The following is a 14,107-nucleotide window of genomic DNA, read 5'->3' on the forward strand; positions in this document are numbered from 1 at the left end:
CGGCCATAGCGGAGGGGAAACGCCCGGTCCCATTCCGAACCCGGAAGCTAAGCCCTCCAGCGCCGATGGTACTGCACCCGACAGGGTGTGGGAGAGTAGGACACCGCCGAACATCCGTTACCGAAAGCCCCCCAACCACGTTGGGGGGCTTTCGGCATTCCCGGGCACGAACACCCATGCCGCGCCTGTCTTTTCACCCCGACGCACCGCCGGCAGACGGTCAATCGGTCGGTCGATTCCGGGAGCCACCGCCAATCGCGTGAAGTCATGCCGACGCGTCGCGGAATCGACTCGTGAAATGCGTTCAGAGACGACAGTCGAGGCGCCGGCTGGCGACAGCGAGGGATCTGTGAGGTTCGACTCGATGTAGAGGCGAAGTCGCGCCAGCAGGCTGCACTCGAGTGACTCCCGATGTCGTGCTTCGTCGTCGGCGGCGCTCGCGACGAGTACGCGAGCGAGCCGAACCGTCGCGCACTCGAGATGGTCGAGAAGCAGCGGAGCCGCTGCGGCCGTCCGGGCCAAGAGGTGGAGGTGCGTGCACAGCATGTCGTACAGAGGGTTCGCGGGAACCAGATACTCCATCGCTCTGGTGACAGTCGCCGCCGGCATATCCAATTGCGCGTGATCGAGATTCACCGCGATCCTTAGCCACCTGCGGATTGTCGAACCAGTACTCGGCCAGCAGCGGCGCGATCTCCGACTGGATCACCCGGAGGTACCAGCGCTCCGCGAAGTTCTCGCCCGACGCGTCGACGGATCCCGGAGTGAAGTACGAATGACCGATGCAGTAGTCCTTGCCGAGGTTCGGGTCGGTCGCGATCACCTCGTTCAGCCTGGTCATCCGTACCGCGATGCGGTCGACGACCGGTTCGTCGCACGTTCCTCTACTCTGCCGGAGTTGGGGTTGTGCTTCCTGACGGTCGGCTGCTTGTTCCTCGGCATACCGCGGCGCCATGGCCTCAATCTGTTGCATCACCTGGACGATGGCGGCCGGCTGTTGGTCTGGTGGGTATCCGTACTTGCGGAGCAGGCGCTTGATGCTGGCCCTCAGCTTGGCCTTGACGTCCTAGCGCACCGTCCAGTCCGGGTATCGCGACGCATGGTCGCCACGAGGTCGCGGGCAATGTGGGCGAGCACATCGTCGCCCATGACGTCGACGGCGGCCTCGTTCTGTGCAACTACGACGTGCGGCCGCACGGGACCGGGTGTACTACCCGGTCCCGGTCTCGCGCTGAACGTCGCGATGCCTTGAAACGGGCATATCAGCTGAAACGGGCATATCTGGAGTGGCAGCTGCGCCTAGACTCCGAAGATGGTACGCAGCGCGAAGGCTGCACGTCAGCAGCCAACCGATCAGCGTTCGGCGTTCGACAGGTTCGTCGAGCAGATCGAACTCCGGGTAAGCCAGGCGCCGTTCTTCGGGATCTGCGCGGGAGCCGTCGCGCTGTGGGTCGTCAGCATCCCACTCTGGAAGGACCTTCACGAGTGGCAGATCGCCATCCACACCGCCGGTGCCGTCTTCACGTTGCTTCTCGTGGTCCTGCTCGAGAATGCCAGCCGCCGCGCCACCGAGGCTCTGCAGGAGAAACTGAACGTCATCGCCGAGGCGCTCGCCGCCCTGCTCGATTCCTCCGCCCGGGACAACCCCGAGCTGAGGAAGGCGGAGGAGAAGTTGCGGGAGGCTGTCGGGCTCGAAGACCGGCACTAGCCATCCGCCCCTGTGACTTGGCGCACCAAGCAGGTAAGTTATGTGTAACCGCAAAAACTACTAACCAGTAGGGGTACGAAATGCCTGTTCCGTCCGCCGCCACGTTCGCGCGGCTAGCCGACCTCATCGCCATTCCGGATGCGGCGGATCGCCCGACGCGGTCCGTCGTCGAGGCGTTCACGGGTAAGGAACTGGCCACTGTCCCGGTCGGTACCGCTCAGGATGCCCAGGACGCGATCGCACGTGCCCGGGTGGCGCAGAAGGAATGGGCCAAGCGTCCCGTCACTGAACGCGCCGCGATCTTCCACCGCAACCGCGACCTGGTGCTCGAGAACCGCGACGCCCTGATGGACATGGCTCAGGCCGAGACGGGCAAGTCCCGCGCCGCCGCGCAGGAGGAGGTCCTCGACATCTCGATGACCGCCCGCCACTACGCGCGCGTCGCCCCCAAGCTGCTGCGTCCCCGCCGCATCTCCGGCATGCTGCCCGGCCTCACCAAGACGGTCGTGCGGTACCAGCCGAAGGGCGTCGTCGGCGTCATCTCGCCGTGGAACTACCCCATGACGCTCGCGGTGTCCGACGCCGTCGCCGCGCTCCTCGCCGGCAACGCCGTCGTCCTCAAGCCCGACAGCCAGACCCCGTACTGCGCCCTGGCCTGCGTCGACCTGCTGTATCAGGCGGGGCTGCCGCGCGACCTGTTCGCCGTCGTCCCCGGACCGGGCTCGGTGGTCGGCACCGCCCTCGTCGAGAACACCGAGTACCTGATGTTCACCGGATCCTCGGCCACGGGTCAGCTTCTCGCCGAGCAGGCCGGTCGCCGTCTCATTGGCTTCTCCGCCGAACTCGGCGGCAAGAACCCGATGATCGTCACCGCCGGCGCGAACCTCCGTGAGGTCACCGACGCCGCCGTCCGCGCCTGCTACTCCAACTCCGGGCAGCTGTGCATCTCGATCGAGCGGATCTACGTCGAGGAATCCATCGCACCCGAGTTCACCCGGATGTTCGGGGAACGCGTCCGCAACATGAAGCTCGGCGCCGGCTACGACTTCGGCATCGAGATGGGCAGCCTCGTGTCCGAGGCTCAGGTCAAGGCCGTGTCCAGCCACGTCGACGATGCCGTCGTCAAGGGCGCCACCGTGGTCGCCGGCGGTAAGGCGCGCCCCGACCTCGGCCCCCTGTTCTACGAGCCGACCGTCCTGACCGGCGTCCCCGAGGACGCCGAGTGCTACCGCGACGAGACGTTCGGGCCGCTGGTCTCGATCTACCCCGTCGCCGACGTGGACGAGGCGATCGAACGCGCCAACGACACCGAGTACGGCCTGAACGCCAGCGTGTGGGCGGGTACCAAGGCGGAGGGCGAGGCCATCGCCGCCCGGATCCACGCCGGAACCGTCAACGTCGACGAGGGTTACGCCCCCGCGTGGGGCAGCACCGGTGCGCCGATGGGTGGCATGGGAGTGTCCGGTGTCGGCCGCCGCCACGGCGACGACGGGCTCCTCAAGTACACCGAACCGCAGACCATCGCCACCACCCGCATCCTCAACCTCGGCGGCCCGCGTGGACTGTCGCCGAAGGTGTGGGCCAAGATCATGCCACCTTTCGTGAAGGCGCTGCAGTGGATTCCGGGCCGCTAGACGTGGACAGCGCGCGCATCCTGATCGACGTCCCGCCCGGCGAGGTGTGGGACGTGGTGACCGACGTGGAGGGCATGGGCCGGTTCAGCCCCGAGAACACCGGGGCGCGCTGGACGTCCGGCACTCCGGTGACCGTGGGGGCGCGGTTCGTCGGCGCCAACCGGCACGGGGCGGTGCGGTGGAAGACGCACTGCACCGTCGTGGATATCGTTCCGGGTCAGAGGTTCTCGTTCGAGGCAGACGAGCCGAAGGCGCGCTGGACGTATCACCTCGAACCCTCCGGCGCGGGCACACTCGTCACCGAGACCCGGGAGATCTACGCGACGCCCGTATGGTGGGTGCGGCTGGTGCAGAAGTCGAAGGTGCTGGGCAGCAACCGCGACCAACTGATGCAGGACGGGATGCGGCAGACCCTCGAGCGCATGAAAGTCGCCCTCGAGAGCTGATTTTCCACCCTGGGGTGCTGATTCTTCACCCTAGGGTGGCTGGCGCCGCTGTGCGCAGGGTCCGAGACTGGACGCTGTCCACACCTCTCGGAGGCGCCTCCCATGAATCCTCGGCCGACACCCGTCGAAGCTGGTCGGTCGTGCCCTGACGTCCGCCGTGAGGACGTGTGGTTCCCCTCGCGGGGACAGCGCTGCGCCGCCTGGCTGTACCGGCGCCATTCCGAAACCCCTACGGCAGCACCCTGTGTGGTGCTCGCGCACGGCTGGAGCGGGGTGCGCGAGCAGAGACTCGACGCGTTCGCGGAACGGTTCGCGGCCGCGGGAGTCACGGCGCTGGTGTTCGACTACCGCTACTTCGGTGCCAGCAAGGGCGAACCCCGCCAACTGCTCGACATCGACAGTCAACTCGACGACTGGGACAGTGCCGTCGCGTTCGTGCGCAGCCGCCCGGACATCGACCCCAGCCGCGTCGCGCTCTGGGGAACGTCACTGTCCGGCGGACTCGTCCTGACGGCGGCCGCGCGGGACCGGCGCGTGGCCGCGGTCGTGTCGCAGGTGCCGTACGTCGACGGTCTGACGAACCTTCCGCGACTAGGCATGGCCGGGCTCGGCCGCATGGCGGTCGCCTACCTGCGGGACCGGTACGCCCAGGTGCGGCACCGGCCGCCGTACATGTTTCCCGTCGTCGGGCCGCCGGGCTCGTTCGCGGCCATGACCACACCCGACGCGGAGGCGGGATATCACCGGATGGATCCGCCCGGTTCGACGTGGCGCAACGAAACCCCGGGGCGGGTGGCGTTGCAGGCAGCGCTGTACCGGCCGACGACGACGGTCGCGAAGATCACCTGCCCCGTCTACTTCGCCATCGCCGACCACGACGTCGTCACCTTCACCCGCAGCGCGCAGAAGGCCGCGGCCAAGACCCCGGGCGCCGAGGTGCACGTGTACCCGGGCGGTCACTTCGACCCCTACTTCGGCGACCTCTTCGAGCGGGTGGTCGCGGACGAGACCGACTTCCTCGTCCGCCACCTCCGCCGCCCGGCTAGCCGCTGACCGTGCCGAACTGTTCGCGCAGAACGCCTTTGACGACCTTCCCGCTGGCGTTGCGGGGCAGCTGGGGGAGGACCTCGACGAATTTGGGCCGCTTGTAGCGGGCGACCCGGCCGTCGAGCCAGTCCGCGAGGGCGTCGACCTCGAGCGCCGCCCCGGGCCGCGGGACGACGACCGCGACGGGAACCTCTCCCCAGCGCTCGTCGGCCCGCCCGATCACGGCGACATCCACGATGTCCGGGTGGGCGGCCAGGGCATTCTCGACCTCGGCGCAGTAGATGTTCTCCCCACCCGAGATGATCATGTCCTTCTTGCGGTCCACCACGTACACGAACCCGTCCGAGTCCACCCGCACGAGGTCGCCGGAGTGGAACCAGCCGCCGTCGAACGCGTCCGCGGTGGCCTCGGGGTTCCTCCAGTATCCCTCCATGAGTCCCGGGCCGCGGTAGACGATCTCACCGATCTCGCCCTGCGCCACGTCGTTCATCGCCTCGTCGACCACGCGCATCGCCACGGTGTCGATCGGCCTCCCGACCGACCCGATCTTCCGCACGGCGTCCTTGCCGTCGAGCATGCACGTCACCGGGGACATCTCGGTCTGCCCGAAGAACGCGACGATCGCGGCGTCCGGGAAGGCGGCGTACAAGCGGTCGAGGAGGGTCGGTGTGGCCGGCGCGGCTCCCCAGCCCAGTACCCGCAGGGCGAGGTCCCGACCGTCGGGGCCGGCGTCGTCGAGGATGGCCTGCCACTGGGTGGGCACCATGAACACGCTGGTCACCCGCTCACGCTCGAGAGCGTCGAGTAGTTCGGTCGCATCGAACGCACCGGTCGGGTGGATCACGATGGTGGCGCCGATCAGCAGGAACGGCCCGACGCTGCCGAGGGCTGCGATGTGGAACAGCGGAGACGAGACCAGGTTGACCTCGGACTCGGTGTCGAACAGTCGCCATCCCCGGATGAGAGTCAGTGCCTGCGCCTGCAGATTGAGGTGCGACAGCACCGCACCCTTCGGGCGTCCGGTGGTTCCGGACGTGTACATGATGGCGGCGGGGGAGTCTTCCGGCACGTCCGCGATCGGGACGTCGGGATCGGCTGCGCGCAACTGCGTCTCGAGCGAGCTGTCGTCGGGGGCGTCGCCGACCACGAGAACCGGCACGCTGTCGTCGACCTCCGCGGCGAGAGCGGTGAGTGAATCCTCGACGACCACGACGGTGGCGTCGCTGTCGGCGACGATGAACCGCACTTCGCCGGGGCTGAGCCGGAAGTTCACCGGCACCGCGATCGCACCCAGGCGAGTCGCGGCCAGCATCACCTCGAGGAACTCGGGGCGGTTGGTCAGCAGCAGCACGACCCGGTCGCCGCGGCCGACACCGCGGGCGGCGAGGACGGCGGCCGTCCTCGCGCTGCGGTCCTCGAGCTCACGCCAGGTGGTCGACGTGCCCCGGAACCGGAGTGCCACGGCATCGGGTTTCGCGAAGGCGTGCCGGGCAACATGATTGGCCCAGTGGGTGCGCCGGGAGGCGAAGGGCTGAGCGTTCGACGTCGTACTCATCGTGAGGTCCTCAGCCGCGGCCGAACACGGCGGGACGCTTGTCCAGGAACGCCGCGACACCTTCCCGGAAATCGGGGGCGGCGAGGAGGTCGAGTTGGCCCGTGCGCTCGCGGGCGAACGCGTTGTCGAGTTCGAAGAGGGTGGCGTCGTTGACAGCGTCCTTGGTGAAGTGGAACGCCTCCGTCGGTCCGTCGGCGAGACGTCGCGCGAGGGCGTCGACTGTCGCGGCGAACTCGTCGTCGGGGACCACGTCGGCAATCAGCCCGGCCGCGAGAGCCTCACGTGCGGGCAGTCGTTCTGCCAGAAGCGCCATCTTCAGTGCGCGAGCGCGACCGACCGACGCGGCGACCAGTGCGGTGGCACCACCGTCCGGCATCAGGCCGACCTTCGTGAACGCGAGCAGGAAATAGCTCGACTCGGTGGCGATCGTGAGGTCGCAGGCCAGGGCGAGGGAGACCCCGACGCCGGCGGCGGGACCGTTGACCGCGCCGATCACGGGCCGGGGGAACGCGCGAATCGCGGCCGCCGTGCGGTTCGCGGCATCGATCGTCGCGGCCGACGGCGGACCGGACGTAGTCTCGCCACCCAGGTCCGCGCCCGTGCAGAACGCGCGACCGGCGCCGGTGAGGACGGCGGCCCGGACCCCCCCGTCGCCGGTGTGCTTGTCGAATGCGGCGGTGACGGCGTCGAGGGTTTCGGTCGTGACGGCGTTCATGCGGGCGGGGCGGTCGAGGGTCACGCGGAGGACGCCGTCGTCGACGGTCGTGTCCACGCCGGGAATGTCGGAGCTCATGGGGATCCTTGTCAGGAAGGGCGGACGGAGAGGGCGATCTTGCCGGTGGCGGACCGGGTTTCGAGCGTCCGCAGTGCGTCGCCGGCGTGTTCGAACGAGTAGGTGGTGGGCTCGGCGATCTGCAGCGCCCCGGATTCGAGGAGCGGGCCCAGGGTCGCCCACTGCCTGCTCGTGTAGCCGGGGTTGGTGCGCACGTACTCGCCCCAGCCGGCCCCGAGAACGGAGATGTTACGCAGGAGAAGGCGATTGACCTTGACGGTGGGGATCTCGCCGCCGGTGAAGCCGAGGACCACCAGCCGCCCGTTGGGCGCGAGGCTGCGCAGGCTGTCGGTGAAACGGTCGCCGCCGACCGGGTCGAGGATGATGTCGACTCCGCGGCCTGCGGTGAGGTCGCGGACCCGGTCCTTCCAGCCGTCCACGAGGACGACGTGATCGGCGCGGTTGGCCTTTGCGATGCCGGCCTTCTCCTCGGTGCTGACCACGGCGATCGTCTCGAGTCCCAGCGCGGCCGCGACCTGCAGTGCGGCGACCCCGACACCGCCTGCGGCGCCGTGCACCAGCACGGTCTCACCGGCGCGGTAGCGGGCGCGCTCGTCGAGGGCGAAGTGCACGGTGAGGTAGTTCATCAGGAAGCCCGCCCCGGCAGTCAACGACACCGAATCGGGCAGCGGGAACACCGAGTCCGGCTCCACCGCGACGGTCTGCTGCCACGCTCCGTCCGACGCGAGGACGGCCACCCGCTGCCCGGCCCGGATGCCGCTGTCCTCGGGTGCGCTACGGACCACGCCCGCGCCCTCGACGCCGAGCACGAACGGCAGTTCGCGGACGATCTGGTAGCTGCCGGTGGTCTGCAGCAGGTCAGGGAACGACACTCCGGCGGCGTGCAGATCCACGACCACGAGGGCGGTTCCGTCGGGTTCGTCGATCTCGGTGAGCTGGACTCCGGCGGGGCCGGAAGCGGTGGTCAATTGCTGGGCATACACGTGGTGATCTCCTCCGTCGGTCCCTGAATATCCATACCAGACGCAACTGAACGGGCGCTAGATAAATTCGATCATTGACCGTGCCGGTGACGCCGTGGTACTAACTTTAACGAGCGATCAGTAATCATGCCGAGGCGGAGGATGAGACGTGCCAGAACAGACGGAGACGACGGAGGCAGCCGCACTGTGGGAGCGGCGCGGAGGCATCGGCATCATCACGCTGAACCGCCCCAAGGCGCTCAATGCGGTGAACGGTGCGTTGTCGACCGCAGTGGGCAGTCTGCTCGAGCAGGCCGAGAACGACCCCGAGGTGCGAGTGGTCGTCGTGACCGGGTCCGGCCGCGCGTTCTGCGCGGGCGCCGACCTCAAGGCACTGGCGTCCGGCGAGAACACGGCCGCGGACGGGCATCCCGAGTGGGGATTCGCCGGATACGCACAGCACTGGATCAGCAAGCCGACCATCGCCGCGGTCAACGGCTTCGCCCTGGGCGGCGGCACCGAACTGGTCCTCGCCAGTGACCTCGCGGTGGTGGACGAGGAGGCGAAGCTCGGGCTTCCCGAGGTCAAGCGCGGACTGTTCGCCGCCGCCGGGGGCGTGATCCGCCTGCAGCAGCAGATCCCGAAGAAGGTCGCGCTGGAGATCGCGCTCACCGGCGAACCGATCAGCGCGGCGCAGGGCAAGGAGCTGGGCCTGGTCAACCGCGTCGCCCCGGCAGGCACCACCCTCGACGTCGCGCTCGAACTCGCCGAGCAGATCGCCGCGAACGCTCCGCTGTCGGTACGTGAATCGAAGGCCATGATCCACCGCACCGCAACCGAACCCGACTGGGGCGACCGGGCATGGGAGGCGAACAACGCCGCCATCGCGACCATCTTCACCAGCGCCGACGCGAAGGAAGGGCCGACCGCGTTCGCCGAGAAGCGTCAGCCCGTCTGGCAGGGCCGCTGACCCGTGAGTACTTGTTAACGCCCCGCGGTTAATAAGTACTCACGGGCGGCGCAGCCGCACACTATCGAAAGGGAACATCATGACCAACGCTGTCATCGTGGACGTCGTCCGCCTCGCCTCCGGTAAGGGCAAGCCGGGCGGTGCGCTGTCCGGCACGCACCCGGTCGAACTGCTGGCGCACGTGCTCCGGAGCATCGTCGAACGCAACGGCATCGACCCCGCACAGGTCGACGACGTCATCGGCGGCTGCGTCGGACAGGCCGGCGAGCAGGCCCTCAACATCTCCCGAACGGCGGTGCTGTCGGCCGGCTTCCCGGATTCGGTTCCGGCCACCACCGTCGACCGCCAGTGCGGCTCGAGCCAGCAGGCGGCGCACTTCGCCGCGCAGGGCGTGATCGCCGGCGCCTACGACATCGTGATCGCGTGCGGTGTGGAGTCGATGTCCCGCGTTCCGATGGGCACGACGACCATCGGTCAGGACGCGTCCGGTCCGGGCATCGCCGCCCGCTACCCCGAGGGCCTGGTCAACCAGGGCATCTCCGCCGAACTGATCGCCGCCAAGTGGAAGTTCGACCGGGACACCCTCGACGCGTTCTCCGCGCAGTCGCATCAGCGTGCCGCCGACGCCTTGTCGAAGGGCTTGTTCGACAAGGAGATCGTCCCGATCTCGGTCACCAACGCCGCCGGTGAGACGGTGACGCACACCGCCGACGAGACCGTGCGCGCCTCCACCACCGCCGAGGGACTGTCCGGGCTGAAGTCGTCGTTCTACTCCGAGAAGTACGCGGCCCGGTTCCCCGAGGCGCAGTGGCACATCACCCCGGGCAACTCGTCGCCGCTGACCGACGGCGCGTCCGCGGCGCTGATCATGAGCGAGGAGATGGCGTCGAAGCTGGGGCTGACCCCCCGGGCCCGGTTCCATTCGTTCGCAGTTGCCGGTGACGACCCGGTCTTCATGCTCACCGCACCGATCCCGGCGACCAAGAAGATCCTCGCGAAGTCGGGGCTGAGCCTCGACGACATCGACGCGTACGAGGTCAACGAGGCGTTCGCGCCGGTGCCGCTGGCGTGGGCGCACGAATTCGGGGCCGACCCGGCCAAGCTCAACCCGTGGGGCGGCGCGATCGCGCTCGGGCACGCACTCGGCTCGTCGGGCACCCGCCTGCTGAGCACCCTGGTCAACAACCTCGAGGCCACCGGCGGACGCTACGGCCTGCAGACCATGTGCGAGGGCGCGGGCATGGCCAACGCCACCATCATCGAACGCATCTGAACAACCCGCTCGAAAAACCCTGCTTCCGAAAGGTATAGACATGATCGTCAACGACAGCGTCGCACTCGTCACCGGCGGTGCCTCGGGCCTCGGCCTGGCCACCACCAAGGCCCTCCTCGCCGACGGCGCCAGCGTCGTCATCATCGACCTGCCCTCGTCCAACGGTGAGACCGTCGCCAAGGAACTCGGCGACCGCGTGCGCTTCGCCGCCGGCGACGTCACCAGCGAGGCCGACGTGTCCGCCGCACTCGATGTCGCGGAGTCGCTCGGGCCGCTGCGTGTCGCCGTGAACTGCGCCGGCATCGGCAACGCCATCAAGACCGTGAGCAAGAACGGCGCGTTCCCGCTGGCCGACTTCACCAAGATCGTCACCGTCAACCTCATCGGCACGTTCAACGTGATCCGCCTTGCCGCCGAGCGCATCTCGAAGAACGAGCCGATCGACGGCGAGCGCGGCGTCATCATCAACACCGCCTCCGTCGCCGCATACGAGGGCCAGATCGGTCAGGCCGCGTACTCCGCGTCCAAGGGCGGCGTCGTCGGCATGACCCTGCCGATCGCCCGCGACCTCGCGTCGCTGCTGATCCGCGTCAACACGATCGCTCCCGGCCTGTTCAAGACGCCGCTGCTCGGATCGCTGCCCGAGGCCGCGCAGCAGTCGCTCGGCGGTCAGGTTCCGCACCCCTCGCGTCTCGGCGACCCGTCCGAGTACGGCGCGCTCGCCGCGCACATCGTCAGCAACCCGATGCTCAACGGTGAGACCATCCGTCTCGACGGCGCCATCCGCATGGCACCGCGCTGATCGGCGACCTGTGACTCTGCACGAGGACGGGCCGACCGCGACGGAGCCGGTGTACGCCGACTGGCGGACGTTCGAGGCGCTGCCGCTGACGCCCATCCTCGAGCAGGCACTGGATCTGTTCAACGAGAACGGTTACCACGGCACGACGGTGCGGCAGATCGCCCGTCGTGTCGGGGTGACCGTTCCGGCCCTGTACTACCACCACGAGAGCAAGGAAGCCGTTCTCGTGGCCCTGTTCGAAATGCAGATGCGCGAACTGAACGACCGCGCCGAGGCAGCCGCCCGCGAGGCCGGCGACGACGTGGTGGTGCAATTCTCCAACGTCGTCGAGGCGATCGTCCTGTACATGACGTACCGAGTGCGGCACGTGTCCCTCGACACCGAGTTGCGGCACGTCTCGGCCGACAGCCGCAGCCGCTACGCCGCGACCCGCAAGCGGCTCGAGCTGATGATGATCGACCTCGTCGCCGACGGCGTCGCCCGCGAGGTGTTCCACAGCGGGGACGTCCCCGAGACCGTGCGCGCCCTCCTCGGGATGTGCCAGTCCATTCCACGCTGGTTCCAGCTCGGTGGAGCACTGACCCCCGAGCAGGTCGCCGGCCGCTACGTCGACATCGCCCTACACACCGTCGGGTATCTACCCGACCACTGACATCGCGCCGGGTCCACCGAGCCGGACGAGCTCGTCCCGGCGACAAGGAGAGACCATGCAGCGCACCCTTTTCGACAGGGATCACGAAGCGTACCGGGAGACCATGCGCGAGTTTCTCGTCCGCGAGATCGAGCCGAATTACGAACGGTGGGAGTCGGACCGGCTCATCGACCGCTCGGCGTGGCTGGCGGCCGGCAAGTCCGGGATCGTCGGGCTCGGCGTGCCCGAGGAGTTCGGCGGTTCCGGCGTCACCGATTACCGCTTCCGGTACGTCGTCGCCGAGGAGATCGCCCGCACCGCGACGACGTCGTTCGGTTCGGGACTGTCCCTCCAGGACGACATCGCCATCCCGTACATCGTGAACCTCGGCACGGACGAGCAGAAGCAGCGGTGGCTGCCGGGCATGGCCGCGGGCGAGCTGATCGGCGCCATCGCGATGACCGAGCCCGGCGCCGGCAGCGATCTGCAGGGCGTGAAGACCACCGCGGTGCGCGACGGCGACGAGTGGGTGATCAACGGTCAGAAGACGTTCATCACCAACGGCATTCACTCGGACCTGGTCATCGTCGTCGCCCGTACCGACCCGAGCGCCGGTTCCAAGGGCTTCTCACTCCTCGTCGTGGAGCGGGGCATGCCCGGCTTCAGCCGGGGTCGCAAGCTGCACAAGGTCGGCCTGGCCGGTCAGGACACGGCCGAGCTCGTGTTCGAGGACGTGCGGGTGCCCACCACCAACCTGCTCGGCACCGAGGGCCGCGGCTTCGTTCACCTCATGGAAAACCTGCCCCTCGAACGCATTTCGATCGCGGTCAGCGCCATCACCGCCGCGAAGGCCGCCTACCAGTGGACGAGGGACTACGTGTTCGAGCGCAAGGCGTTCGGGAAGCCGATCGGCGATCTGCAGAACACCCGGTTCGCGCTGGCGGAGATGCTCACCGAGATCGAGGTGACCGAATCGCACATCGACCGGTGCGTACTCGCCTTGAACGCAGGCGAACTCACCGCCGTCGACGCGTCGAAGGGCAAGTGGTGGGCCAGTGAGCTGCAGAAGCGTGTCGTCGACCGCTGCGTCCAGTTGCACGGCGGCTACGGCTACATGATGGAGTACCCCATCGGCCGCGCATACGTCGACAGCCGGATCCAGACGATCTACGGCGGAACCACCGAAATCATGAAGGAAATCATCGGGCGCGACATCGCGGCAGGATAGGCGGCTCCGCCGCCCGTGCGTGGTTGACGAGTCTCTGGACTCCTTAACCACGCACGGGCGCGAAGCGCCTAGAGCAGGCGAGCCCGCGCGTCCGCGTACTCGCGGGTGAGGCGTTCGACGATCTCCGCCGCCGGGACGACGGCGTCGACGGCGCCGATGCCCTGTCCGGCGCCCCAGATGTCGCGCCAGGGCTTGGCTTCCGACTTCGTGCTCTTGTCCGCGTCCTCGCCGACACCGAAGTTCATGGCGGACGGGTCCGACACGGCGAGGTTGTTCGGGTCGAGTCCGGCGGCCTCGATGCTGCCCCGCAGGTAATTGCCGTGCACGCCGGTGAACAGGTTGGAGTAGACGATGTCGGACGCGGTGGAGTCGACGATCATCTGCTTGTAGCCCTGGTCCGCGTTGGCCTCTTCGGTGGCGATGAACGCGGATCCGATGTAGGCGAGGTCGGCGCCGGCGGCCTGCGCGGCGAGGACCGAGCGGCCGTGAGCGATGGAGCCCGACAGCAGGACCGGCCCGTCGAACCACTCGCGGATCTCCTGGATCAACGCGAACGGCGACAGGGTGCCCGCGTGTCCGCCGGCGCCGGCCGCGACGGCGATGAGGCCGTCGGCGCCCTTCTCCACCGCCTTCTTCGCGAACTTGTTGTTGATGACGTCGTGGAGGACGATGCCGCCGTAGCTGTGGATGGCCTCGTTGACGTCGGCGCGGGCGCCGAGGGACGTGATGACGATCGGGACCTCGAACTCGACGATGGTGGCGAGATCCTCGTCGAGACGGTCGTTGCTCTTGTGGACGATCAGGTTGACCGCGTACGGCGCGGACGGTGTCTCGGGGTTGTTGGCGTCGTGCTTGGCGAGGGCTTCGGTGATGCGGGTGAGCCATTCGCGCAACACCGGCTGCGGGCGGGCGTTCAGGGAGGGGAACGATCCGACGATGCCCGACGTCGACTGGGCGATCACCAGGTCGGGACCCGAGACGATGAACATCGGCGACGCGACCACGGGCAGGCGAAGCCGGTCTTGCAGGATGGGGGGCAGGCTCATGAATTTCTCCTT

Annotated in this window: 14 protein-coding genes, 1 rRNA gene and 2 pseudogenes; 10 read left to right on the plus strand and 7 right to left on the minus strand. The window is 68.3% G+C overall.

Going from position 1 to position 14,107, the window contains the following annotated elements; all coding sequences use genetic code 11:
* A 5S ribosomal RNA gene (rrf, locus tag HGB39_RS04000) occupies nt 1–112 on the plus strand; the annotation flags it as partial.
* 5 nt (nt 113–117) lie between these two features.
* Here rrf and HGB39_RS04005 read toward each other — a convergent pair.
* From HGB39_RS04005 to HGB39_RS04010, 3 genes and pseudogenes are all read right to left on the minus strand, one after another.
* Entirely contained in the window at nt 118–636 is a 519-nt protein-coding gene (locus tag HGB39_RS04005; RefSeq protein WP_168442918.1) for a hypothetical protein, read from the minus strand.
* A gap of 28 nt (nt 637–664) precedes the next feature.
* Nucleotides 665–841 (minus strand): annotated as a pseudogene (locus HGB39_RS40590) (AAA family ATPase); the annotation flags it as partial.
* Nucleotides 842–922: 81 nt separating this feature from the next.
* A pseudogene (locus tag HGB39_RS04010) lies at nt 923–1,182 on the minus strand (type I restriction enzyme endonuclease domain-containing protein); the annotation flags it as partial.
* Nucleotides 1,183–1,312: 130 nt separating this feature from the next.
* Here HGB39_RS04010 and HGB39_RS04015 point away from each other — a divergent pair.
* From HGB39_RS04015 to HGB39_RS04030, 4 genes are all read left to right on the plus strand, one after another.
* Entirely contained in the window at nt 1,313–1,708 is a 396-nt protein-coding gene (locus tag HGB39_RS04015; protein ID WP_005574490.1) for a low affinity iron permease family protein, read from the plus strand.
* An 80-nt stretch (nt 1,709–1,788) separates the two neighbouring features.
* Nucleotides 1,789–3,342 carry a succinic semialdehyde dehydrogenase gene (locus HGB39_RS04020; protein WP_005574492.1) on the plus strand — a complete coding sequence of 518 codons (1,554 nt, stop codon included), beginning with the start codon at nt 1,789–1,791 and terminating at the stop codon, nt 3,340–3,342.
* A 2-nt stretch (nt 3,343–3,344) separates the two neighbouring features.
* The gene (locus tag HGB39_RS04025) at nt 3,345–3,788 is read left to right on the plus strand and encodes an SRPBCC family protein (protein ID WP_005574494.1); all 444 of its coding nucleotides are present in this window, start codon (nt 3,345–3,347) and stop codon (nt 3,786–3,788) included.
* Between the two features lie 102 nt (nt 3,789–3,890).
* On the plus strand, nt 3,891–4,841 hold the full coding sequence (locus HGB39_RS04030) for an alpha/beta hydrolase (protein ID WP_064080824.1): 951 nt from the start codon (nt 3,891–3,893) through the stop codon (nt 4,839–4,841).
* On the opposite strand, the gene HGB39_RS04035 is transcribed toward HGB39_RS04030, so the two are convergent.
* From HGB39_RS04035 to HGB39_RS04045, 3 genes are read right to left on the minus strand one after another with little or no spacing between them, the layout of a single operon-like run.
* Nucleotides 4,831–6,390 carry a long-chain-fatty-acid--CoA ligase gene (locus tag HGB39_RS04035; RefSeq protein WP_043791248.1) on the minus strand — a complete coding sequence of 520 codons (1,560 nt, stop codon included), beginning with the start codon at nt 6,388–6,390 and terminating at the stop codon, nt 4,831–4,833. The two genes, HGB39_RS04030 and HGB39_RS04035, sit on opposite strands and share 11 nt — an antisense overlap.
* 10 nt (nt 6,391–6,400) lie before the next feature.
* Nucleotides 6,401–7,183: an enoyl-CoA hydratase gene (locus HGB39_RS04040; protein ID WP_005569557.1), complete on the minus strand. Its 783-nt coding sequence runs from the start codon at nt 7,181–7,183 to the stop codon at nt 6,401–6,403.
* 11 nt (nt 7,184–7,194) lie between these two features.
* Nucleotides 7,195–8,166 (minus strand): NADPH:quinone oxidoreductase family protein, encoded by a 972-nt coding sequence (locus HGB39_RS04045; protein ID WP_005569556.1) that lies wholly within the window; start codon nt 8,164–8,166, stop codon nt 7,195–7,197.
* A gap of 148 nt (nt 8,167–8,314) precedes the next feature.
* On the opposite strand from HGB39_RS04045, the gene HGB39_RS04050 reads away from it, so the two are divergent.
* The 5 genes from HGB39_RS04050 (at nt 8,315) to HGB39_RS04070 (ending at nt 13,049) form a co-directional block, all read left to right on the plus strand.
* Nucleotides 8,315–9,115 (plus strand): crotonase/enoyl-CoA hydratase family protein, encoded by an 801-nt coding sequence (locus tag HGB39_RS04050; RefSeq protein ID WP_005569555.1) that lies wholly within the window; start codon nt 8,315–8,317, stop codon nt 9,113–9,115.
* 79 nt (nt 9,116–9,194) lie between these two features.
* On the plus strand, nt 9,195–10,388 hold the full coding sequence (locus HGB39_RS04055; RefSeq protein ID WP_064080938.1) for a thiolase family protein: 1,194 nt from the start codon (nt 9,195–9,197) through the stop codon (nt 10,386–10,388).
* Nucleotides 10,389–10,428: 40 nt separating this feature from the next.
* The gene (locus tag HGB39_RS04060; RefSeq protein WP_005264856.1) at nt 10,429–11,190 is read left to right on the plus strand and encodes a 3-hydroxyacyl-CoA dehydrogenase; all 762 of its coding nucleotides are present in this window, start codon (nt 10,429–10,431) and stop codon (nt 11,188–11,190) included.
* A 10-nt stretch (nt 11,191–11,200) separates the two neighbouring features.
* Entirely contained in the window at nt 11,201–11,842 is a 642-nt protein-coding gene (locus HGB39_RS04065; RefSeq protein WP_005569553.1) for a TetR/AcrR family transcriptional regulator, read from the plus strand.
* A gap of 55 nt (nt 11,843–11,897) precedes the next feature.
* Nucleotides 11,898–13,049 carry an acyl-CoA dehydrogenase family protein gene (locus tag HGB39_RS04070; RefSeq protein ID WP_005569552.1) on the plus strand — a complete coding sequence of 384 codons (1,152 nt, stop codon included), beginning with the start codon at nt 11,898–11,900 and terminating at the stop codon, nt 13,047–13,049.
* A gap of 68 nt (nt 13,050–13,117) precedes the next feature.
* Here HGB39_RS04070 and HGB39_RS04075 read toward each other — a convergent pair whose 3' ends face one another.
* Nucleotides 13,118–14,095, minus strand: a complete 978-nt coding sequence (locus tag HGB39_RS04075) for an NAD(P)H-dependent flavin oxidoreductase (RefSeq protein ID WP_168442919.1) — start codon at nt 14,093–14,095, stop codon at nt 13,118–13,120.
* Between the last annotated feature and the right edge of the window lie 12 nt (nt 14,096–14,107).

The organism is Rhodococcus opacus, assembly GCF_012396235.1.
Lineage (GTDB): Bacteria > Actinomycetota > Actinomycetes > Mycobacteriales > Mycobacteriaceae > Rhodococcus_F > Rhodococcus_F opacus.

Excerpts from the sequence above, each read along its gene's own strand:
- HGB39_RS04015 (WP_005574490.1), top strand. The coding sequence starts at position 1,313 with ATGGTACGCAGCGCGAAGGCTGCACGTCAGCAGCCAACCGATCAGCGT.
- HGB39_RS04020 (WP_005574492.1), top strand. The coding sequence starts at position 1,789 with ATGCCTGTTCCGTCCGCCGCCACGTTCGCGCGGCTAGCCGACCTCATC.
- HGB39_RS04030 (WP_064080824.1), top strand. The coding sequence starts at position 3,891 with ATGAATCCTCGGCCGACACCCGTCGAAGCTGGTCGGTCGTGCCCTGAC.
- HGB39_RS04035 (WP_043791248.1), bottom strand. The coding sequence starts at position 6,390 with ATGAGTACGACGTCGAACGCTCAGCCCTTCGCCTCCCGGCGCACCCAC.
- HGB39_RS04040 (WP_005569557.1), bottom strand. The coding sequence starts at position 7,183 with ATGAGCTCCGACATTCCCGGCGTGGACACGACCGTCGACGACGGCGTC.
- HGB39_RS04055 (WP_064080938.1), top strand. The coding sequence starts at position 9,195 with ATGACCAACGCTGTCATCGTGGACGTCGTCCGCCTCGCCTCCGGTAAG.
- HGB39_RS04060 (WP_005264856.1), top strand. The coding sequence starts at position 10,429 with ATGATCGTCAACGACAGCGTCGCACTCGTCACCGGCGGTGCCTCGGGC.
- HGB39_RS04070 (WP_005569552.1), top strand. The coding sequence starts at position 11,898 with ATGCAGCGCACCCTTTTCGACAGGGATCACGAAGCGTACCGGGAGACC.
- HGB39_RS04075 (WP_168442919.1), bottom strand. The coding sequence starts at position 14,095 with ATGAGCCTGCCCCCCATCCTGCAAGACCGGCTTCGCCTGCCCGTGGTC.